The organism is Klebsiella sp. BIGb0399 (assembly GCF_003752615.1).
Lineage (GTDB): Bacteria > Pseudomonadota > Gammaproteobacteria > Enterobacterales > Enterobacteriaceae > Klebsiella > Klebsiella lignicola.
In genome coordinates this window covers 1509154-1529613 of the sequence record NZ_RKHT01000005.1, presented here as the reverse complement: position 1 = coordinate 1529613, position 20460 = coordinate 1509154, and the positions used below count along the sequence as shown (strand labels likewise).

General features: G+C 56.4%; 22 protein-coding genes. 12 read left to right on the top strand and 10 right to left on the bottom strand.

The genetic code is table 11. The features are described 5' to 3' along the window. Window positions 1-9: 9 nt before the first annotated feature. Both uspC and EDF82_RS25570 read right to left on the bottom strand, forming a co-directional pair. Window positions 10-438, bottom strand: a complete 429-nt coding sequence (gene uspC, locus EDF82_RS07600) for a universal stress protein UspC (protein ID WP_123754928.1) — start codon at window positions 436-438, stop codon at window positions 10-12. 157 nt (window positions 439-595) lie between these two features. Further along, the gene (locus EDF82_RS25570) at window positions 596-724 is read right to left on the bottom strand and encodes a hypothetical protein (protein WP_255417658.1); all 129 of its coding nucleotides are present in this window, start codon (window positions 722-724) and stop codon (window positions 596-598) included. Between the two features lie 74 nt (window positions 725-798). Between EDF82_RS25570 and EDF82_RS07595 the strand changes: the two genes are divergently transcribed. Further along, window positions 799-2382 (top strand): MFS transporter, encoded by a 1584-nt coding sequence (locus EDF82_RS07595; protein WP_123754927.1) that lies wholly within the window; start codon window positions 799-801, stop codon window positions 2380-2382. 4 nt (window positions 2383-2386) lie between these two features. Then, window positions 2387-3526, top strand: coding sequence for a glycoside hydrolase family 105 protein (locus tag EDF82_RS07590; RefSeq protein ID WP_123754926.1), 1140 nt, complete (start codon window positions 2387-2389; stop codon window positions 3524-3526). 93 nt (window positions 3527-3619) lie between these two features. Here EDF82_RS07590 and argS read toward each other — a convergent pair whose 3' ends face one another. Then, window positions 3620-5353 (bottom strand): arginine--tRNA ligase, encoded by a 1734-nt coding sequence (gene argS / locus EDF82_RS07585; RefSeq protein WP_123754925.1) that lies wholly within the window; start codon window positions 5351-5353, stop codon window positions 3620-3622. A 231-nt stretch (window positions 5354-5584) separates the two neighbouring features. On the opposite strand from argS, the gene EDF82_RS07580 reads away from it, so the two are divergent. Beyond that, complete coding sequence (locus EDF82_RS07580; protein WP_123754924.1) at window positions 5585-6154, top strand: VOC family protein; 570 nt, start codon at window positions 5585-5587, stop codon at window positions 6152-6154. 76 nt (window positions 6155-6230) lie between these two features. Further along, complete coding sequence (cutC, locus tag EDF82_RS07575) at window positions 6231-6974, top strand: copper homeostasis protein CutC (protein WP_123754923.1); 744 nt, start codon at window positions 6231-6233, stop codon at window positions 6972-6974. Between the two features lie 88 nt (window positions 6975-7062). Here cutC and cmoB read toward each other — a convergent pair whose 3' ends face one another. The 5 genes from cmoB to EDF82_RS07550 all read right to left on the bottom strand — a co-directional run bounded on the left by cmoB (window position 7063) and on the right by EDF82_RS07550 (window position 10750). Continuing rightward, a complete protein-coding gene (gene cmoB / locus EDF82_RS07570) occupies window positions 7063-8076 on the bottom strand; it encodes a tRNA 5-methoxyuridine(34)/uridine 5-oxyacetic acid(34) synthase CmoB (protein ID WP_123754922.1) in 1014 nt (337 codons plus the stop codon). Beyond that, entirely contained in the window at window positions 8073-8816 is a 744-nt protein-coding gene (cmoA, locus tag EDF82_RS07565; RefSeq protein ID WP_123754921.1) for a carboxy-S-adenosyl-L-methionine synthase CmoA, read from the bottom strand. Before cmoA ends, cmoB begins: the two co-directional genes overlap by 4 nt. Before the next feature lie 39 nt (window positions 8817-8855). After that, entirely contained in the window at window positions 8856-9251 is a 396-nt protein-coding gene (locus EDF82_RS07560) for an MAPEG family protein (RefSeq protein ID WP_123754920.1), read from the bottom strand. Between the two features lie 117 nt (window positions 9252-9368). Further along, on the bottom strand, window positions 9369-10187 hold the full coding sequence (locus EDF82_RS07555; protein ID WP_123754919.1) for a DUF72 domain-containing protein: 819 nt from the start codon (window positions 10185-10187) through the stop codon (window positions 9369-9371). Next, a complete protein-coding gene (locus EDF82_RS07550) occupies window positions 10184-10750 on the bottom strand; it encodes a hydrolase (protein WP_123754918.1) in 567 nt (188 codons plus the stop codon). The genes EDF82_RS07555 and EDF82_RS07550 overlap by 4 nt, the downstream gene beginning before the upstream one ends. Before the next feature lie 283 nt (window positions 10751-11033). Here EDF82_RS07550 and aspS point away from each other — a divergent pair, with 283 nt between their 5' ends. The 6 genes from aspS to ruvB all read left to right on the top strand — a co-directional run bounded on the left by aspS (window position 11034) and on the right by ruvB (window position 16445). After that, window positions 11034-12821, top strand: coding sequence for an aspartate--tRNA ligase (aspS, locus tag EDF82_RS07545; protein WP_123754917.1), 1788 nt, complete (start codon window positions 11034-11036; stop codon window positions 12819-12821). 1 nt (window position 12822) lies between these two features. Then, on the top strand, window positions 12823-13266 hold the full coding sequence (gene nudB, locus EDF82_RS07540; RefSeq protein WP_123754916.1) for a dihydroneopterin triphosphate diphosphatase: 444 nt from the start codon (window positions 12823-12825) through the stop codon (window positions 13264-13266). A 52-nt stretch (window positions 13267-13318) separates the two neighbouring features. Next, complete coding sequence (locus EDF82_RS07535; protein WP_123754915.1) at window positions 13319-14059, top strand: YebC/PmpR family DNA-binding transcriptional regulator; 741 nt, start codon at window positions 13319-13321, stop codon at window positions 14057-14059. 154 nt (window positions 14060-14213) lie between these two features. After that, complete coding sequence (gene ruvC / locus EDF82_RS07530; protein WP_004864044.1) at window positions 14214-14735, top strand: crossover junction endodeoxyribonuclease RuvC; 522 nt, start codon at window positions 14214-14216, stop codon at window positions 14733-14735. A 79-nt stretch (window positions 14736-14814) separates the two neighbouring features. Further along, window positions 14815-15426 carry a Holliday junction branch migration protein RuvA gene (gene ruvA / locus EDF82_RS07525; RefSeq protein WP_123754914.1) on the top strand — a complete coding sequence of 204 codons (612 nt, stop codon included), beginning with the start codon at window positions 14815-14817 and terminating at the stop codon, window positions 15424-15426. An 8-nt stretch (window positions 15427-15434) separates the two neighbouring features. Continuing rightward, entirely contained in the window at window positions 15435-16445 is a 1011-nt protein-coding gene (gene ruvB, locus EDF82_RS07520; protein ID WP_123754913.1) for a Holliday junction branch migration DNA helicase RuvB, read from the top strand. Window positions 16446-16507: 62 nt separating this feature from the next. Here ruvB and znuB read toward each other — a convergent pair whose 3' ends face one another. Both znuB and znuC read right to left on the bottom strand, forming a co-directional pair. Continuing rightward, on the bottom strand, window positions 16508-17293 hold the full coding sequence (znuB, locus tag EDF82_RS07515; protein WP_123754912.1) for a zinc ABC transporter permease subunit ZnuB: 786 nt from the start codon (window positions 17291-17293) through the stop codon (window positions 16508-16510). After that, window positions 17293-18045 carry a zinc ABC transporter ATP-binding protein ZnuC gene (znuC, locus tag EDF82_RS07510; RefSeq protein WP_123754911.1) on the bottom strand — a complete coding sequence of 251 codons (753 nt, stop codon included), beginning with the start codon at window positions 18043-18045 and terminating at the stop codon, window positions 17293-17295. The genes znuB and znuC overlap by 1 nt, the downstream gene beginning before the upstream one ends. Window positions 18046-18123: 78 nt before the next feature. Between znuC and znuA the strand changes: the two genes are divergently transcribed. Together znuA and mepM are read left to right on the top strand one after the other, a co-directional pair. After that, the gene (gene znuA / locus EDF82_RS07505) at window positions 18124-19068 is read left to right on the top strand and encodes a zinc ABC transporter substrate-binding protein ZnuA (RefSeq protein WP_123755506.1); all 945 of its coding nucleotides are present in this window, start codon (window positions 18124-18126) and stop codon (window positions 19066-19068) included. A gap of 15 nt (window positions 19069-19083) precedes the next feature. After that, on the top strand, window positions 19084-20403 hold the full coding sequence (gene mepM / locus EDF82_RS07500) for a murein DD-endopeptidase MepM (RefSeq protein ID WP_123754910.1): 1320 nt from the start codon (window positions 19084-19086) through the stop codon (window positions 20401-20403). Window positions 20404-20460: the final 57 nt, after the last annotated feature.

Sequence of the window (20460 nt, the reverse complement as noted above, 5' to 3'; positions counted from 1 at the left end):
CCGCCGGCGTTAGCCTTTTTCCAGCGACACTAACAACACGTCAACGCCGCTGCTGCCAATGATACTTTTTGCCGAGCAGGTCGCGCGGGAAAACAGACTGTGGTTGTGATTGCCGCAAATCACCAGGTCCACCTGATACTGCTGGCAAAAATCGTTGATGTGATGGCTCAGCTCACCGCTGGCGATCGTCATTTTTTCGATCGGGTAGTCAGCCTCTTTTGCCAGTTCAGAGAGGAAGTCCCGGGTCTCTTCCTGCATTAAATCCCGCAGATTTTCCAGCATCGGGGCAGCGAACTGATTGTAGAGTTCCGGGTCGGTGGCCAGGGTAATCAGGCTGACTTTGGCATCAAGCGGGCGCGCAATCGACACCGCTTTGTTGATCAACACGCGGCTTTCCGGCGTGGGGGCGACGGCAACTAACAGGTGTGAGTACGGCATCAGGCCTCCTTGAGATACGCGAAACAACCATCAACACTTTCTTTACTCCCATTATAACCCTCCCGCAAGGGCTATTCGTCACAGCGGGTCACACAATTTCTTGTCGTGGGAAATCACGTTTCTGCGCTTCAACTTTTCTTAATGGTCTTTGATTTTGTTATAAAAGAAATGATGTTTTATAAATCGGTGATGCGTGTTCGCTGACTCTTTGTATTTTTGCCATGTATGGGTGCGGGCTGGCAATAAGGGAAAGGTAACCCTTGGTCGCTGCTTTTACTGTAGCCATGTATCCAATCCTTTATTGGCAGCGCCAAAAAGAGGATCGAAGTTCTCTAATAAAAAGACACAGGATTTGCGGCGATGAAAACACGTAAAATCGGTTTGGCTAACTATCTTGCCTATGGCTCGGGTGATTTCCTTGGGGCCGGAACCACCGCCTTGACGGCGGCCTGGCTACTCTATTTTTATACAACTTTCTGCGGCCTCTCCCCCATTGAAGCGACGTTGATCTTCGCGACAGCGAGGGTGCTGGATGCGGTCATCAGCCCGCTGATGGGTTTTTTGACCGATAACTTTGGCACCACGTGGCTCGGTAAGCGCTTTGGACGACGCAAGTTCTTTATTTTGCTTGGTATTCCCTGCGTGTTCAGCTACTCGATCATGTGGGTAGGCGACATGGGTTTCTGGTATTACCTGCTCACCTATCTGCTGTTTGATATTGTCTACACCATGATTCTGGTGCCGTACGAAACGCTGGTACCGGAAATGACCGATGATTTTAAACAAAAGACCAAATTCTCCGGCGCGCGCATTTCCATGGCGCAGATGTCCGCCATTCTGGCGTCATTCCTGCCCGGCGTTCTGCTGACCCATTTTGGCAAGGACAATGCGGTCTCCTTTTTCTACGCCAGCCTGGTGTTCTCGGTGCTCTGCGCGCTGATGCTCACCTTCGTCTGGTTCTTTACCTGGGAACGACCGCGGGAAGAGTGGTCAGAAGCGGCGCTGCGAGCGGAAGACGAGAAGCGCAATTTATCGTTGGCTCAGAGTCTTAACCGCCTGTTTATCGAGCTGAGCTCGACGCTGCGGATCAAGATTTTCCGTCAGCATTTAGGCATGTACCTCGGCGGCTATATCGCTCAGGACGTCTTCAATGCCGTGTTTACCTACTATGTGGTCTTTGTGCTGATGCAGGAAGCTGCCATGGCATCCAACCTGCTGGGCACGATGGCTATCTTCCAGTTTATTGCGGTGATTGCCATGATCCCGCTGTGCATCCGCTTTGGCCCCGCGCCGTCCTATCGCATGGTGGTGGTGCTGTTCGGCCTGAGCTCGCTGTCCTACGCGCTGCTCTACTACGCCGGACTGAGCGATGTCTACTCTCTGCTGTTGTTAGTGTCTGCCGTCGCTGGCCTGGGTCGTGGCGGGATCAACTACGTACCGTGGAATACCTATACCTACATCGCGGATGTCGATGAGGTGATCACCGGGCAGCGTCGCGAGGGGATTTTCGCCGGGATTATGACCCTGACCCGCAAAGCCTCTCAGGCTGGAGCGGTGATGCTGGTGGGGATCATCATGCAGCTTTCCGGCTTTGTCTCCGGGCAGAAAGTTCAGCCTGAAGAAGTCAGCCATACCATCTTATTGATTCTGAGCGTGGGGACGTTGCTGGTGCTGGCCTGCGGTTTCCTTGTCTCACTGCGCTTCAAGCTCAATCTGGCGACACACAGCGTGCTGCGGGCGGAAACGCTCAAAATGCGTCAGTCAGGACGCGCCCAGCCGGAGCTGGCGACGGCGGAAGACCGGGCGGTGGTGGAGATGCTCGCCGGGATGCCGTACGACGCGCTGTGGGGAAATAACAATATTGGTTATCTGAATCGCAATAACCCTGCTGCGCCATCGCTTAAGCAGGGTACAGAAATGAATTCGACATATAACAGAGGTTAACGATATGAAGGTTTGGCCTGTCAAACATAGCCCGTTACTGCGTCAGCCGGAGCATTTTATCGCCCGAAATGAACTGCAGGCGCTGATCCAGAAAGTGACGCACAATCTGGTCAATATTCGCGACGACGCCGGGACCTTTCTGCTGCGCCTGGATGACGGCCGGGTGATTGATACCAAAGGGTGGGCCGGTTGGGAATGGACGCACGGGGTCGGGCTGTACGGGATCCATCAGTACTACCAGCAGACCGGGGACAGCGCGATGTGCGAGATCATCGACCGCTGGTTCGCCGAGCGTTTTGCCGAAGGAGCCACCACCAAAAACGTCAACACCATGGCACCGTTCCTGACGCTGGCCTACCGCTACGAGGAGACCGGGAAGCCGGAGTATCTGCCGTGGCTCGACAGCTGGGCAGAGTGGGCGATGCATGAGATGCCGCGCACCGAACACGGCGGGATGCAGCACATTACCCTGGCGGAGGAGAACCATCAGCAGATGTGGGACGACACGCTGATGATGACCGTCCTGCCGCTGGCGAAAATTGGCAAGCTGCTCGATCGTCCGCAGTACGTGGAAGAGGCGGTGTACCAGTTTTTACTGCATGTGCAAAATCTGATGGACCGGGAAACCGGGCTGTGGTTCCACGGCTGGAACTATGACGGCCAGCATAACTTTGCCCGGGCGCGCTGGGCGCGGGGCAACAGCTGGCTGACGATGGTGATCCCGGATTTCCTGGAGCTGGTGGATTTACCTGAGCACAGCGCCGTCAGACGCTACCTGGTGCAGGTCCTGAACGCGCAAATAGCCGCGCTGGCAACCTGCCAGCACGAGAGCGGCTTGTGGCATACCCTGCTGGACGACCCGGATTCCTATCTGGAGTCTTCAGCCACCGCCGGGTTTGCCTACGGTATTCTCAAAGCGGTGCGCAAACGCTACGTCAGTCAGGAGTACGCCGCCGTGGCGGAGCGGGCGATTCGCGGAGTCGTCAAGCATATCTCCCCGGAAGGTGAGCTGCTGCAAACGTCGTTTGGTACCGGAATGGGGTCGAATCTCGATTTTTACCGCGAGATCCCGCTGACCTCAATGCCTTACGGCCAGGCGATGGCGATCCTGTGCCTGACGGAGTATCTGCGCAAATATTTCTGATGAATGGCGGAAGGGACGGCCTGGGGCATAACGCCTGTCGGGCCGACAAAAAGAAAACCCGGCGTTGGCCGGGTTTTTGTTTTTTTACCGTGTTTACATCCGCTCGACGGTTTCGATACCCAGCGTATCCAGACCCTGCTTCAGGGTTCTGGCGGTCAGCTGCGCCAGTTTCAGGCGGCTGTTACGCGTGGTTTCGTTTTCGGCGGCGAGGATCGGGCAGTGCTCGTAGAAGCCGGAGAACAGACCCGCCAGATCGTAGAGATACGCGCACATCACGTGCGGGGTGCCTTCACGAGCCACCACGGTCAGGGTTTCTTCGAACTGCAGCAGACGAGCGGCCAGCTGCGCTTCGCGATCTTCGGTCAGGATCACCGGTGCCGCGGCCAGGGCTTGCTCGTCAATCTCCGCTTTACGGAACACCGAGAGCACGCGGGTGTAGGCATACTGCATATAAGGCGCGGTATTGCCTTCAAAGGCCAGCATGTTGTCCCAGTCGAACACGTAGTCGGTGGTCCGGTTTTTTGACAGGTCAGCGTATTTCACCGCGCCGATACCCACCGCGTTGGCCAGTTTTTCCAGCTCATCGGCCGGCATATCCGGGTTCTTTTCTGCCACCAGGCGACGGGCGCGTTCCAGCGCTTCGTCCAGCAGGTCGGCAAGCTTGACGGTACCGCCCGCACGGGTTTTGAACGGCTTGCCGTCTTTACCCAGCATCATGCCGAACATGTGGTGTTCCAGCGGTACGGAATCCGGCACGTAACCGGCTTTGCGCACGATGGTCCAGGCCTGCATCAGGTGCTGATGCTGACGGGAGTCGATGTAGTAAAGCACGCGGTCGGCGTGCAGGGTTTCGTAACGGTATTTCGCACAGGCGATATCGGTGGTGGTGTAGAGGTAGCCGCCATCCTTTTTCTGGATGATGACGCCCATCGGTTCGCCTTCCTTGTTTTTGTACTCATCAAGGAACACCACGGTCGCGCCTTCGCTTTCACAGGCGAGGCCTTTAGCTTTCAGATCGGCCACGATACCTGGCAGCATCGGGTTGTACAGGCTTTCACCCATGACATCATCGCGGGTCAGGGTGACGTTCAGGCGATCGTAGGTAATCTGGTTTTGCGACATGGTGATGTCGACCAGCTGGCGCCACATCTGACGGAAATACTCGTCGCCGCCTTGCAGTTTAACCACGTAGCTACGGGCGCGCTCGGCGAAGACTTCATCTTCGTCATAATGCTTTTTCGCGTCGCGGTAGAAACCTTCGAGGTCGGACAGCGCCATCTCCCCGGCGTTTTCCTGCTGCTGTTTTTCCAGCCAGGCGATCAGCATGCCGAACTGAGTCCCCCAGTCGCCAACGTGGTTCGCACGGATCACTTTATGGCCGAGGAATTCGAGGGTCCGGACCGCTGCGTCACCGATGATTGTGGAACGCAGGTGGCCGACGTGCATCTCTTTGGCAACGTTTGGCGCCGAGTAGTCAACGACGATAGTCTGCGCCTGCGGCTGGGCAACGCCCAGGCGATCTGACGCCAGCGCGCTGTTGACGTTGTCCGCTAAAAAGGCCGGATCGAGGAAAATATTGATAAAGCCAGGTCCGGCGATTTCAACCTTGTTCGCAATGCCGTTGAGGTCGAGATGAGTCAGGACCTGCTCAGCGAGTTGTCGCGGCGCCATACCCAGTTTTTTCGCGACCGCCATCACGCCGTTGGCCTGATAGTCACCGAACTGGATTTTTGCTGACTGGCGGACCTGAGGTTCGCAATCGGCAGGGGCACCTGCTGCGACCAGGGCCTGGCTGACTTTTTCTGAGAGAAGAGCCTGAATATTCACCGGAATACCTTACTTTTAAGGCGCGGTAACCCTTACGGGGCGGCGCCGGAATGTGGACAAATTAGGGCAGGAGTATACTGCATTTGCGCCCATGCGTCAGCACCGCGCGCGCGCGACCGGGCAGCGTGCTTAATCCATAACCACTCGGCGACAGCCCGGCCGTATTCCCGGTTGGTCGCCGCCGGGAAACGCGATAAATTACCCGCTCTATGGCGTGGATTGAGGTTAAAAATGGCGAACTGGCAGCAAATTGATGAACTCGACGATATTTCCGCGGATCTGCCGCGCTTTCTCGATGCGTTAAGCACCCTGGCTGGCCGACTGGGGCTGGATATCACGCCGCTGGATGCCGACCACATTTCGTTGCGCTGTCATCAAAACGCCACCGCAGAACGCTGGCGTCGCGGGTTTGAGCAGTGCGGCACCTTGCTGTCGGAAAACATTATCAACGGCCGCCCGATCTGCCTGTTCAAACTTGATGAGCCGGTCAGCGTCGCCCACTGGCGTTTCCACATCGTTGAACTGCCGTGGCCGGGCGAAAAGCGCTATCCCCATGAAGGCTGGGAGCACATTGAGATCGTGCTGCCAGGGGAGCCGCAAACCCTGAATGCCCGTGCGCTGGCGCTTCTCAGCGACGAAGGGCTGGCGCAGCCGGGAATATTTGTCAAAACCAGCTCACCGAAAGGGGAGCGCGAACGACTGCCGAACCCGACGCTGGCGGTGACCGACGGTACGGTGACCATCAAATTTCATCCGTGGTCGATTGAGCAAATTGTTGCCAGTGAACAATCTGATGCGTGACAGTGTGAAGCGACGCGGTTTTTGAACCGATAAATCATGACATGCTGTGTTGCCTGCAGCGTGCAAGGAGAGGGGAATGACGTTACTGGAAGTCTGCTGCTACAGCATGGAGTGCGCGCAAGAGGCGCAGCGCCATGGGGCCGATCGCATTGAGCTGTGCGCGGCGCCGCAGGAAGGGGGCTTAACGCCTTCACTGGGCGTGTTGAAAACGGTTCGTCAGACGGTGACGATCCCGGTGCATCCGATTATTCGCCCGCGAGGCGGCGATTTCTGTTACACCGACGGCGAATTTGCGGCGATGCTTGATGACGTCGCGACGGTCAGGGAACTCGGTTTTCCCGGCCTGGTGATCGGCGTGTTAGATCCTGACGGGCGGGTTGATATCCCGCGGATGAAAAAAATAATGGCGGCGGCGGGACCGCTGGCCGTGACCTTTCATCGGGCCTTCGATATGTGCATGAACCCGCATGAAGCCTGGCGCGCGCTGGCCGATCTCGGTGTCGCTCGCATCCTGACATCGGGACAACAATCCAGCGCTGAAAAAGGTCTTTCATTAATTACGGAACTTATTGCCCAGGGCGATACTCCAACCATTATGGCTGGTGCAGGTGTTCGAGCGGCCAACCTGGAAAAGTTCCTCCAGGCGGGAGTCAAAGAGGTGCACAGTTCGGCCGGGCAGTGGGTGCCTTCGCCAATGCGCTTTCGTAATCCTGGATTGTCGATGTCGACCGATGCCGACGCAGATGAATATTCGCGCTATGCCGTTAATGGCGTAGCGGTGGCAGAAATGAAGCACATCATTTCTGCACAGAGCAGTTAAACCGTTTTTTGCTGCACATCATGTCGCCCAATATGATGATTGCCCGTACCAGGCCCCTGCAATTTCAACAGGGGTCTTTTTTTGGCCTTTATTTACGCCCGGACGCTTTTTTCGCCAGCGATTGCTGGGTTTCTGGCTTGGTCGCGACGATCACCGCGCGCAGCGGAGCCGGGTAGCCCTCAAGGGTTTTGCTGCTGTCGTTGGGGTCGAGGAAGTCGGCCAGCGATTCGGTGGTCATCCACTCGGTGCGGCGCTGCTCGTCGGTGGTGGTGACGCAGGCATCGACGATGCGCACATCGACAAAACCGCATTTCTCCAGCCACATTTTCAACGCCGCGGCGGACGGGATAAAATAGACGTTACGCATCTGCGCGTAGCGGTCTCCCGGCACCAGAACGGTATTTTCATCCCCTTCAATCACCAGCGTTTCCAGCACCAGTTCGCCCCCTTCGACCAGCTGATCTTTGAGCTGCCACAGATGGTCAAGCGGTGAACGGCGGTGGTACAGCACGCCCATGGAGAAAACGGTATCGAAGGCGTTCAACGCCGGCAGCTGTTCAATGCCCAGCGGCAGCAGGTGAGCGCGCTGATCGTTGCCCAGCAGCTTACGCACCGCTTCAAACTGACATAAAAACAGCTGCGTCGGATCAATGCCAACCGCCAGATGCGCGCCGGCGCCGATCATCCGCCACATGTGATAGCCGCTGCCGCAGCCGACGTCGAGAATGGTGCGTCCGGTCAGGTCGGAGAGGTGCGGCAACACCCGCTCCCATTTCCAGTCGGAGCGCCATTCGGTGTCAATGTTGACGCCGTACAGCGAGTAGGGGCCTTTGCGCCACGGCATCAGGTTCTTGAGCAGATTCTCAATGCGCAGGCGGTGGCCTTCGCTTAACGGCGTTTCGCTGTCGGCGGTAACGCTGTGCAGCAAGTCCAGACGATGGGGGGCAAACTCAGGCAAAAACTCGACGGCCCGCTCCCATTCGCGGAACTTGCCATGCAGCGCCTCGCGTTGCCAGGCGGCAACTTGCGCAGGCAAGGTCTCCAGCCAGTGAGATAACGGGCTTTTCGCGATTTGCTGATAAAAATTACTGAAATCGATCATGCTTTTTCCCCGGACTTCACCGCAACCAGTGAACCAAAGTTAAAGCACTGGAACCACAATTCGGCATGTTCAAAACCGGCGTTACGCAGGCGTGCTTTGTGCGTTTCTACGGAGTCTGTCAGCATGACGTTTTCCAGCATGCTGCGCTTCTGGCTGATTTCCAGCTCGCTGTAGCCGTTGGCGCGTTTGAAGTCGTGGTGCATGTTGAACAGCAGCTCGCCGACATGGCTATCTTCAAAGCTGAATTTTTCTGACAGCACCAGCGCACCGCCGGGGTTCAGCCCACGGTAGACTTTATCCAGAATCGCCTGGCGTTCATCGGGCGCAAGAAACTGAATGGTGAAATTCAGCACCACCATTGAGGCGTTCTCAATCGTTATATCGCGAATATCGCCTTCCACCACCTCGACGGGCGTTGGCGCTTTATAGGCATCAATATGACGGCGGCAGCGTTCAACCATGGCCGGGGAGTTATCCACCGCCACAATTTTGCAGCCGGCATGGGCGATGTTACGTCGAATAGAGAGCGTCGCCGCGCCGAGCGAACAGCCGAGGTCGTAAACCTGAGTATCGGGCTGGACGAAGCGTTCAGCGAGCATGCCGATCATCGAAATAATATTGGAGTAGCCGGGAACCGAGCGCTGGATCATATCCGGGAAGACTTCAGCAACCCGTTCATCAAAGGTCCAGTCGCCGAGACTGGCAATCGGCGCGGAAAAAAGCGTATCGCGGTGAGACATAACGTTAAACCCGAAAAAACGAAAACGGCGTATTGTGCGCTAATGTAAGGAGAAAACCAACTCCCAGGGCATATACCACAAATTCGCCAGCACCATCAGCACCAGCGAGCACCAGGTCGCGCTCATTCCCGAACGGCGCCAGCTGTACAAGCGGTGGTGAAAACCATAGGAGTGCATCAGTCGTCCGGCAATCAACAAAATGCCGCACACGTGAACCATCCAGTTCTGCGCCCCGTTCATCTCCATAAACAGCAGCATGATGAGGCCAATGGGAACGTACTCAACGGCATTGCCGTGCACGCGGATAGCGACCTGCAGCTCGCTAAATCCCCCGTCACCATACCCGACGTGATATTGCGTGCGCAGGCGAACCACATCAAAAGAAAATTTAATGAGCAATAACGCACCCAAAACCGCGTAAAGCGCGCTGACCATACCAAAAACTCCCTGTTATTCTTTTATACCTTCGACCCTTCAAGATGCTTGCTTGTCGGCGGCAACGCAACTTGAATTATTTAGGGCATCGATGACTTCGATTAGCATAGCAGGATATCAGAAAAGAGAGGTTTGCTGCGGAATTGACGGTGCATCGCCTACCTCGGGCAACGTCCGGCGTAAATCCCCCCACAGCGTATTGACCAGCTCCGGCGCCTGGGCGATGTCCGGCGTATGGAGAAACAAGAAGGGCGTTGTCGTCTGGCGCCATTTGGCCAGCGTTGGTAGCCAGGATTCAAACAAGCGCTGACTTTGCGTCATGTCGTCGCTGGCAATAAAGCGCACCAGCGGATTGCCGCCGGTCACCACGGCATGAACCGGCAATTTGGGTTTTTTACGTTGCGCATCGACCATCGCCGGGTTGCGCGCGATGGCGCTATGTACCGGGCGACTGTCGAGGATCGCGCGATTGACATTGCGTTGATGCAGTCCGCGATTGAGCGCCTGCTCGGCCTCGCCTTTGGCGAAGAATTGCGGATGTCGGACCTCGACGCCGTAGGTGAACGCTGTCGGTAAACTGTCGAGGAACTGCCACAGCGCAGGCAGATCCGTGGGGCCAAAGGTGGCGGGCAGCTGTAACCAGAACTGGCCAATGCGCGACGCCAGCGGCGCCAGGCGTGAAAAAAACTCGAGGGTTAAATCATCGCAATCTCGCAGGGCCGCCTGATGTGAAATCGTGGCGGGGAACTTGAAACAGAAGCGAAAATTATCGCTGGTTTGTTCGTACCAGCGGCTGACAATGTCGGCTTTGGGCAGGGCGTACAGCGTGGTATTGCCTTCCACGCAATTGAAGTGGCGAGCGTAGTCTTCAAGACTGGTGATGCCCAGCCGCACCCATTTCGGGTGCGACCATTGCGGGAGCCCAATATAGATCATAAGGCGGCGAGGACATCCTCAGTGCTGCGCACCCGGGCAATACGCGGGAAGATATTCGTCATGCTGCCCTGATGTTGTTCCGCAGACGGCGCGCTGCAGGCATCTTCAACGATAACCAGGTTGAAGCCCAGCTCCCAGGCATTACGGGCGGTGGATTCCACGCCGATATTGGTGGCGATACCGCAGAGGATAATGGTGTCGATGCCGCGACGGCGCAGCTGCAGCTCGAGATCGGTGCCATAGAAGGCGCCCCACTGGCGTTTGGTGACCTCAATATCACTGTCCTGTTTGCCTAATGCAGCCGGCCAGCTCCACCAGTTCTCCGGCAGCGCGTGTGCGCCGGTCTGGGCGTCAACCGGTTGCTTCAGCGCTTCGGCGAAATCATTGGACCAGCCAACGCGCACCAGAATCACCGGCGCTCCCAGCTCACGGCATTTTTCCGCCAGGCGGGCTGAACGCGTAACGACGTCCTCAGCGCGGTGTGGCCCACCGGCAAAAGGCAGAATGCCTTCCTGCAGGTCGATGGCAACGAGAGCGGTTTTTTTCGCATTGAGTTCTAACATGGTAACCCCGTATCTTGTTATGTCGTTTGCCCGTTACAATACCGTTGCCGAACGCGCTTTTGGCTAACAATTATTGTTAATTTTTGTGAGCACGGACAATAAGCGTACAGCAAAGCAGCGTACAAACTGCGTCGGGCTTATCGTGCGGCGGAAATTCCATTATAATGACCGCCTTTTTTCATTCAGTTGTGACACATTCAGTTGTGACATTCAGCTAAAGCTGCGACTCCGTCGCCTGCGAGGCAGGCAACAATCCGCCTGCGGCTAAGTTAAGGGATATCTCATGCGTACAGAATATTGCGGGCAGCTGCGTCAGTCCCACGTCGGGCAGCAGGTGACTCTGTGTGGTTGGGTCAACCGCCGCCGTGACCTCGGCAGCCTTATCTTCATCGATATGCGTGACCGCGAAGGCATCGTGCAGGTGTTCTTCGATCCGGACACGGCCGAAGCCTTAAAGCTGGCTTCCGAACTGCGTAATGAGTTTTGCATTAAAGTCACCGGCACCGTGCGTGCGCGTGATGCGAAAAACGTCAACGCCGATATGGCGACCGGCGAAATCGAAGTGCTGGCGTCTGACCTGGTTATCATCAACCGTTCAGAATCACTGCCGCTGGATTCCAACCACGTTAACACCGAAGAAGCGCGTCTGAAGTACCGCTATCTCGACCTGCGTCGTCCGGAAATGGCTAATCGCCTGAAGACGCGCGCCAAAATCACCAGCTTCGTGCGTCGCTTTATGGACGATCACGGCTTCCTCGACATCGAAACGCCGATGCTGACCAAAGCCACGCCGGAAGGCGCGCGTGATTACCTGGTGCCGTCCCGCGTTCATAAAGGAAAATTCTACGCGCTGCCGCAGTCTCCGCAGCTGTTCAAACAGTTGCTGATGATGTCCGGTTTTGACCGCTACTATCAGATCGTAAAATGCTTCCGTGACGAAGACCTGCGTGCTGACCGTCAGCCGGAATTCACCCAGATCGACGTCGAGACTTCCTTTATGACCGCGCCGCAGGTGCGTGAAGTGATGGAAGCGCTGGTGCATCAACTGTGGCTGGACGTCAAAGGTGTCGATCTGGGCGCGTTCCCGATCATGACCTTTGCCGAAGCCGAGCGCCGTTACGGTTCTGATAAACCGGATCTGCGTAACCCGATGGAGCTGGTCGATATTGCCGATCTGGTGAAAGCGGTTGAGTTTGCGGTCTTCTCCGGCCCGGCGAACGACGCCAAAGGCCGCGTTGCCGCGCTGCGCGTTCCGGGTGGGGCTGCACTGACCCGTAAGCAGATTGATGAATACGGCAAGTTCGTGCAGATCTACGGCGCCAAAGGCCTGGCCTACATGAAAGTCAACGAGCGCGCGAAAGGCCTCGAAGGCATCAACAGCCCGGTGGCGAAATTCCTCAACGCTGAGATCGTTGAAGCAATCCTTGAGCGTACCGCGGCTCAGGATGGCGACATGATTTTCTTCGGCGCCGACAACAAGAAAGTGGTTGCCGATGCGCTAGGCGCGCTGCGTCTGAAGCTGGGTAAAGACCTGAGCATCACCGACGAAGCCAAATGGGCGCCGCTGTGGGTTATCGACTTCCCGATGTTCGAAGACGATGGTGAAGGCGGCCTGACCGCGATGCACCACCCGTTCACCTCGCCGAAAGACATGACCGCGGACGAACTGAAAGCGGCACCGGAAACCGCGATTGCGAACGCTTACGATATGGTTATCAACGGCTACGAAGTGGGCGGCGGTTCCGTACGTATTCACAGCGGCGACATGCAGCAGACCGTCTTCGGCATTCTTGGCATTAATGAACAAGAACAGCGTGAGAAGTTTGGCTTCCTGCTCGACGCCCTGAAGTACGGCACTCCGCCGCACGCCGGCCTGGCCTTCGGTCTGGACCGTCTGACCATGCTGCTGACCGGTACCGACAACATCCGTGACGTTATCGCCTTCCCGAAAACCACGGCAGCGGCCTGTTTGATGACGGAAGCGCCGAGCTTCGCGAATCCTGCGTCTCTGGGTGAGTTAGGTATCCAGGTTGTGGCGAAAGAGACAAAAGAGTCTCCGGAGAATAAGTAAGATGTCATTCAAGCTTCCCGTTTCTGTTCTGGTGGTCATTTATGCCGAAGATACAAAGCGGGTGCTGATGTTGCAGCGACGCGACGATCCTGCTTTCTGGCAGTCGGTTACCGGCAGTCTGGAAGCGGGGGAGAGCGCAGCGCAAGCCGCCGTGCGTGAAGTAAAGGAAGAGGTCGCAATTGACGTTGCTCACGAGCAACTGACCTTAATTGACTGTCAGCGCACGGTGGATTTCGAAATATTTTCGCATTTACGTCATCGCTACGCGCCGGGCGTTGAGCGCAATACTGAATATTGGTTCAGTCTTGCGCTCCCGCATGAACGCCAGATTGTCTTTACTGAGCACCTGGATTACCGCTGGGTTAATGCGACGGAAGCCGCCGCATTAACCAAGTCGTGGAGCAACCGGCAGGCGATTGAAGAATTTGTAATTAACGCCAACTAATTTTCCCCGGACTTTTAGCGGTCGGGAAAAGGCTTTTTTGGAGATATTATTTATGGCAGGTCACAGTAAATGGGCCAACACCAAGCACCGCAAAGCAGCACAGGATGCGAAGCGCGGTAAGATCTTTACTAAAATCATTCGTGAGCTGGTTACCGCTGCACGTCTGGGCGGCGGCGACATCGCCTCTAACCCACGTCTGCGCGCGGCTGTCGATAAAGCGCTGTCCAACAACATGACGCGTGACACCCTGAACCGTGCGATCGCGCGTGGTGTCGGTGGCGATGACGACGCGAACATGGAAACCATCATCTATGAAGGTTACGGCCCTGGCGGCACCGCGGTCATGGTTGAATGTCTGAGTGATAACCGCAACCGTACCGTTGCCGAAGTGCGTCACGCGTTCACCAAAACCGGCGGCAATCTTGGCACCGATGGTTCCGTGGCCTATCTGTTTAGCAAAAAAGGGGTTATCTCTTTTGAAGCTGGCGATGAAGACGTGATCATGGAAGCGGCGCTGGAAGCCGGTGCTGAAGACGTGGTGACCTATGACGACGGCGCGATCGACGTCTATACCGCATGGGAAGAGATGGGTAGCGTACGTGACGCGCTGGAAGCCGCTGGGCTGAAAGCGGACGCTGCGGAAGTCTCCATGATCCCATCGACGAAAGCCGATATGGATGCGGAAACCGCGCCGAAACTGCTGCGTCTGATCGATATGCTGGAAGATTGCGACGACGTGCAGGAAGTGTATCACAACGGCGAGATCTCTGATGAGGTCGCCGCAACGCTGTGATTCCCGTAATCTTTCAGCCCACAGCGGTGTCGGCTCTCCTCGTTGTCCCCGGTCACGTAGTTAATCTACGTTGCAGGGGATTCGCCGGGTGGTCGTCTGGCTGTGAACTGAAATATTCAGGATCTCAGGAGTTAGTTATTACCGGAGAGGCGTGATGGCTATTATTCTCGGCATTGACCCGGGCTCGCGCATCACCGGCTATGGCGTTATCCGCCAGGTCGGGCGGCAGTTAAGTTACCTTGGCAGCGGCTGTATCCGCACCAAAGTTGACGACCTGCCGTCGCGACTGAAGCTGATTTATGCTGGCGTGACGGAAATCATCACCCAGTTCCAGCCGGATTATTTCGCCATTGAACAGGTGTTTATGGCGAAAAACGCCGACTCAGCGTTGAAGCTGGGGCAGGCACGCGGTGTGGCGATTGTTGCGGCGACAAATCAGGACCTGCCGGTCTTTGAGTATGCCGCGCGACAGGTGAAGCAAACCGTGGTAGGTATCGGTAGCGCGGAAAAGAGTCAGGTGCAGCACATGGTGCGCACGTTGCTTAAGCTTCCCGCCAATCCCCAGGCGGATGCGGCGGATGCCCTGGCGATTGCCATTACCCACTGCCACGTCAGTCAGAATGCGGCTCAAATCAGCGAGACGCGGCTCAATCTGGCGCGTGGACGCCTACGATAACCTCAAATCAGGCTGGATATTTATCCAGCCTTTTTTTATGATACCGCAGATACTTTAGCCCTTAACGCAGGAGCACCATGTGATAGGCAGACTCAGAGGCATCGTTCTCGAAAAACAACCCCCGCTGGTCTTACTGGAAACGGGAGGCGTGGGCTATGAAGTTCATATGCCGATGACCTGTTTTTATGAACTGCCGGAAGTGGGCAACGAGGCTATCGTCTTTACCCACTTTGTCGTTCGCGAAGATGCGCAGCTTCTGTATGGCTTTAATAACAAACAGGAGCGCACCCTGTTTAAAGAACTGATTAAAACCAACGGCGTCGGGCCAAAACTGGCGCTGGCGATCCTCTCCGGCATGTCGGCGCAGCAGTTTGTCAACGCCGTCGAACGCGAAGAGCTGGCGGCGCTGGTGAAACTGCCGGGCATCGGTAAGAAAACCGCAGAGCGCCTGATCGTCGAAATGAAAGATCGCTTTAAAGGCCTGCATGGCGACCTGTTTACGCCAGCCGCCGATCTGGTGCTGACTTCGCCGGCCGGTCCGTCTGATGATGACGCCGAGCAGGAAGCGGTTGCTGCGCTGGTGGCGCTGGGCTATAAACCTCAAGAGGCCAGCCGGATGGTGAGCAAAATCGCCCGTCCGGATGCCAACAGTGAAACGCTAATTCGCGAAGCGCTCCGCGCCGCGTTGTGAGGTAAGGGATGATTGAAGCAGACAGGCTGGTATCGGCAGACAGCACCGGGTTTGAAGAGTCGGCCGATCGCGCAATCCGCCCTAAATTGCTGGCAGAATATGTCGGGCAACCGCAGGTGCGTTCGCAAATGGAGATCTTCATCCAGGCGGCAAAACTGCGCGGCGATGCCCTCGATCACCTGCTGATCTTTGGTCCTCCGGGGCTGGGGAAAACCACGCTGGCCAACATCGTTGCCAACGAGATGGGCGTTAATCTGCGCACCACCTCTGGCCCGGTGCTGGAGAAAGCGGGTGACCTGGCCGCTATGCTGACCAATCTCGAACCCCATGACGTGCTGTTTATTGATGAAATTCACCGTCTTTCCCCGGTGGTGGAAGAGGTATTGTATCCGGCGATGGAAGACTACCAGCTGGATATCATGATCGGTGAAGGGCCGGCGGCGCGTTCTATCAAAATCGATCTGCCACCGTTTACCTTGATTGGTGCCACCACGCGCGCGGGGTCATTGACGTCGCCGCTGCGTGACCGCTTCGGGATCGTCCAGCGCCTCGAGTTCTATCAGGTGGCTGACCTGCAGCATATCGTGAGCCGCAGCGCCCGGCATATGGGGCTGGAAATGAGCGATGAAGGGGCACTGGAAGTGGCACGTCGCGCGCGCGGTACGCCGCGTATAGCCAACCGTCTGCTGCGCCGGGTTCGTGACTTTTCCGAAGTGCGCCACGATGGCAGCATCTCAATGGACATTGCCGCTCAGGCGCTGGATATGCTGAATGTCGATGCCGAAGGGTTCGATTACATGGACCGTAAGCTGCTGCTGGCGGTAATCGATAAGTTCTTTGGCGGTCCCGTCGGCCTGGATAACCTGGCGGCGGCGATTGGTGAAGAGCGGGAAACTATCGAGGACGTTCTTGAGCCGTATCTGATTCAGCAAGGCTTTTTACAGCGTACACCGCGTGGCCGAATGGCGACGGTACGCGCCTGGAACCACTTCGGCATCACGCCACCCGAGATGCCATAAGGCCGGAAAAATCAGTATTAATTCCCCGGTAAGCACCAGTGCTACCGGGGAAAGCTGCGGGTTCAGGCGCTGTTTTTCTTCATCATGCTGAAGACAAACAACAGCGCAGCGCACAGTACCACCGACGGACCGGCAGGGGTGTCATAAAAGGCCGAGAAGGTCAGCCCTCCGGTAACCGCCACCATCCCAACGCCAACGGCAACACCGGCCATTTGTTCCGGCGTGCGGGCAAAGCGACGTGCCGTTGCTGCCGGAATAATCAGCAGCGAGGTAATAATCAATGCACCGACGAATTTCATCGCCACACCAATGGTCAATGCGGTAACCAGCATCAACAGCAATTTCACCCGCTGCAGCTTCACGCCATCGACAAACGCCAGGTCAGGACTGATGGTCATTGACAGCAGGTTGCGCCATTGCCACAGCAGGATCGCCAGCACGATCACCACGCCGATAGCGATAGCGATCAAATCATCCGGCGTCACCGCCAGCAAATCACCAAACAGGTAGGCCATCAGGTCGACGCGGATATTCGACATCAGACTGACCACCACCAGGCCCAGCGACAGCGCGCTGTGCGCCATAATCCCCAGCAACGTATCGAGCGCCAGATGTGGGCGCTTTTCCAGCCACACCAGGCCCGCCGCCAGCATCAGAGTGACAGCGATCACCGCATAAAACGGGTTAACGTTCAGCAGCAAGCCGAAGGCCACGCCCAGCAAAGAGGCATGGGCCAGGGTATCGCCGAAATAAGACATGCGGCGCCAGACCACAAACGATCCCAGCGGGCCAGCCGCACAGGCGAGCATCATCCCGGCCAGCCAGCCGGGTAACAGTAATTCAATCATCAGCGCTCATTTCCCCGACGCAGTACAATCCGCCCCTGCAGGTCATGGCGGTGATTATGGTGATGGCGGTAAATACCCAGCTGTTCCGCACCGCGCTGACCAAACATCGAGATAAACTGCGGATGCATGGAGACCACTTCCGGCGTACCGGAGCAGCAAATGTGCTGATTCAGGCACAGCACCTCATCGGTTTTCGCCATCACCAGATGCAGGTCGTGAGAGACCATCAGCACCGAGCAATCAAGCTCCTGGCGCAACTGGTTAATCAGATCGTACAGGGCGACCTGACCGTTCACATCAACCCCCTGGGTTGGCTCATCGAGCACCAGCAGCTGCGGCTGATTCAGCAGCGCACGGGCTAACAGCACGCGTTGGGTTTCGCCACCGGAGAGCTTTTGCATCGGGGCTTCAATCAGATGCCCGGCCTGGACTCGTTTCAGCGCCGGCAGGATATCCTGCTTATGCGTACCAGGGCGCAAACGCAAAAACCGGCTGACGGTCAGCGGCATCGTGGCGTCAAGATGTAATTTTTGCGGGACGTAGCCAATGCGCAGATGACTCTCGCGCTTGATAACACCGTCGGTCGGTGCTACCAGTCCAAGAACCACCCGCACAAGGGTCGATTTTCCGGCACCATTGGGGCCGAGTAAGGTCAAAATTTTGCCGGGTTTTAGGGTCAGCGAAATGTCAGACAGTACGCGCCGTTGGCCGAAGGCGACCGAGACGTTTTCCAGCGTTACAAGATTAGTCATGTCAAATTAGGAGTTGCACAAGTCAGTGAATGTTATAATATCACATCTTTCTTGTTCATTACGATGATTAGACGCATTATGTTACATAAAAATACGCTTCTTTGCGCTGGACTTAGCGCCGTTTTTTTGTTCACCCACGCCTCCGTCGCTAACGCGGCTGTGGTTACCTCGATGAAACCTTTGGGCTTTATCGCTTCCGCTATCGCTGATGGGGTCACGGAGACCCAGGTACTGCTGCCGGACGGCGCATCAGAGCATGATTATTCTCTACGACCTTCCGATGCAAAACGCTTACAGAACGCAGACTTAGTGGTCTGGATTGGTCCAGAAATGGAGGCGTTTATGGATAAGTCGACGCAAAGCATTGCGCCGAATAAAAAGGTGACCATTGCGCAACTGGATGGGGTGAAACCGCTGCTCATGAAAGGGGCAGATGATGATGATGACGATCACGGCCACGACCACGGCGCAGGGGAAAAAAGTGACGGCGATCACCATCACGGTATTTACAATATGCATTTGTGGTTATCCCCAGAGATAGCGCGGCTTTCGGCGGTTGCAATCCACGATAAATTATTGGAACTTATGCCCCAGAGTCGAGCCAGGCTTGACGCAAACCTGAGCGCGTTTGAGGCACAATTAGCCGCGACCGATAAACAGGTAAGTAACGAGCTCGCACCGCTGAAAGGGAAAGGGTATTTCGTTTTTCATGATGCCTATGGCTACTTTGAAAAACACTACGGTCTGACTTCACTTGGTCATTTCACCGTTAACCCTGAAATACAGCCTGGTGCGCAGCGTTTACACGAAATCAGAACACAGTTGGTTGAGCAGAAAGCGACTTGCGTTTTTGCTGAGCCACAGTTCAGGCCAGCCGTTATAGAAGCTGTTGCCAGGGGCACCTCTGTGCGTATGGGGACTCTGGATCCGTTAGGGACAGGAATTAAGCTGGGTAAAGATAGTTACCCGCAGTTTCTGGAACAACTGGCGAAACAGTATTCGAGCTGCCTGAAAGGAGATTAACGAGGAAGTGAATACGTGCAACAGATAGCCCGTGCTGTCACTCAGGCATTCAACAATTTGCCACGACCTCACCGCGTCATGCTGGGGTCGTTGAGCGTACTGACATTAGCGGTCGCCGTCTGGCGACCCTACATCTACCATCCGGAATCAGCCCCTATTGTCAGGACAATTGAGCTGGAAAAGAGCGAAATACGCTCGCTGCTGCCGGAAGCTTCTGAACCTATCGATCAGGCGCCGCAGGAAGAAGAGGCGATTCCTCAGGATGAGCTGGACGACAAAGCCGATAGCGACGCCAACGGCCATGAATACGTGGTTTCCACCGGCGATACCCTGAGCAGCATCCTCAACCAGTACGGCATTGATATGGGCGATATTGCCCAGCTCTCTTCTGCTGACAAAGCGTTGCGTAACCTGAAAATCGGTCAACAGCTGTCGTGGACGCTCACCGCCGACGGCGATCTGCAGAGCCTGACCTGGGAGATGTCGCGCCGCGAAACGCGCACCTATAACCGGGTAGCAAATGGCTTCAAAATGAGCAGTGAGCTGCAAAACGGCGATTGGGTCAACAGCGTGCTGAAAGGCACCGTCGGTGGCAGCTTTGTTGCCAGCGCGCGTTCTGCAGGGCTGACCAGTACCGAAGTCAGTGCGGTGATTAAAGCAATGCAGTGGCAGATGGACTTCCGCAAGCTGAAAAAAGGCGATGAGTTCTCGGTACTGATGTCGCGCGAAATGCTTGACGGCAAGCGTGAGCAGAGCCAGCTGCTGGGCGTGCGTCTGCGCTCGGACGGCAAGGATTACTTCGCGATCCGCGCCGAAGACGGTAAGTTCTACGACCGTAACGGTACCGGCCTGGCGAAGGGCTTTATGCGCTTCCCGACGGCTCGTCAGTTCCGCGTTTCTTCGAACTTTAACCCGCGTCGTCTGAACCCGGTAACCGGGCGTGTCGCGCCACACCGTGGCGTTGATTTTGCGATGCCGCAGGGGACGCCGGTTCTCGCGGTAGGTGATGGTGAAGTCGTGGTCGCTAAGCGCAGCGGCGCGGCGGGGTACTATGTCGCTCTGCGTCATGGTCGCACCTACACCACCCGCTATATGCACCTGCGTAAGCTGCTGGTGAAACCGGGACAGAAAGTTAAACGTGGCGACCGTATTGCGCTGTCCGGCAACACCGGGCGCTCTACCGGCCCGCATCTGCACTATGAAGTATGGATTAACCAGCAGGCGGTTAACCCGCTGACGGCGAAACTGCCGCGTACAGAAGGCCTGAGCGGTTCCGATCGCACAGATTACCTGGCGCAGGTGAAACAGGTCATCCCGCAACTGCGATTTGACTAAGCCATCGTCACTCGAAGCCGGTGCCCGTTGCGCACCGGCTTTTTCTTTTGTAGGTTC

Coding starts and splice junctions, on each gene's coding strand:
- EDF82_RS07590 (WP_123754926.1), top strand. CDS start 2,387: ATGAAGGTTTGGCCTGTCAAACATAGCCCGTTACTGCGTCAGCCGGAG.
- aspS (WP_123754917.1), top strand. CDS start 11,034: ATGCGTACAGAATATTGCGGGCAGCTGCGTCAGTCCCACGTCGGGCAG.
- znuA (WP_123755506.1), top strand. CDS start 18,124: ATGTTACATAAAAATACGCTTCTTTGCGCTGGACTTAGCGCCGTTTTT.
- cmoA (WP_123754921.1), bottom strand. CDS start 8,816: ATGTCTCACCGCGATACGCTTTTTTCCGCGCCGATTGCCAGTCTCGGC.
- EDF82_RS07535 (WP_123754915.1), top strand. CDS start 13,319: ATGGCAGGTCACAGTAAATGGGCCAACACCAAGCACCGCAAAGCAGCA.
- EDF82_RS07555 (WP_123754919.1), bottom strand. CDS start 10,187: ATGATCTATATTGGGCTCCCGCAATGGTCGCACCCGAAATGGGTGCGG.
- EDF82_RS25570 (WP_255417658.1), bottom strand. CDS start 724: ATGGCTACAGTAAAAGCAGCGACCAAGGGTTACCTTTCCCTTATTGCC.
- EDF82_RS07550 (WP_123754918.1), bottom strand. CDS start 10,750: ATGTTAGAACTCAATGCGAAAAAAACCGCTCTCGTTGCCATCGACCTG.
- EDF82_RS07595 (WP_123754927.1), top strand. CDS start 799: ATGAAAACACGTAAAATCGGTTTGGCTAACTATCTTGCCTATGGCTCG.
- znuB (WP_123754912.1), bottom strand. CDS start 17,293: ATGATTGAATTACTGTTACCCGGCTGGCTGGCCGGGATGATGCTCGCC.
- ruvC (WP_004864044.1), top strand. CDS start 14,214: ATGGCTATTATTCTCGGCATTGACCCGGGCTCGCGCATCACCGGCTAT.
- nudB (WP_123754916.1), top strand. CDS start 12,823: ATGTCATTCAAGCTTCCCGTTTCTGTTCTGGTGGTCATTTATGCCGAA.
- EDF82_RS07580 (WP_123754924.1), top strand. CDS start 5,585: ATGGCGAACTGGCAGCAAATTGATGAACTCGACGATATTTCCGCGGAT.
- EDF82_RS07560 (WP_123754920.1), bottom strand. CDS start 9,251: ATGGTCAGCGCGCTTTACGCGGTTTTGGGTGCGTTATTGCTCATTAAA.
- znuC (WP_123754911.1), bottom strand. CDS start 18,045: ATGACTAATCTTGTAACGCTGGAAAACGTCTCGGTCGCCTTCGGCCAA.
- ruvB (WP_123754913.1), top strand. CDS start 15,435: ATGATTGAAGCAGACAGGCTGGTATCGGCAGACAGCACCGGGTTTGAA.
- cmoB (WP_123754922.1), bottom strand. CDS start 8,076: ATGATCGATTTCAGTAATTTTTATCAGCAAATCGCGAAAAGCCCGTTA.
- cutC (WP_123754923.1), top strand. CDS start 6,231: ATGACGTTACTGGAAGTCTGCTGCTACAGCATGGAGTGCGCGCAAGAG.
- uspC (WP_123754928.1), bottom strand. CDS start 438: ATGCCGTACTCACACCTGTTAGTTGCCGTCGCCCCCACGCCGGAAAGC.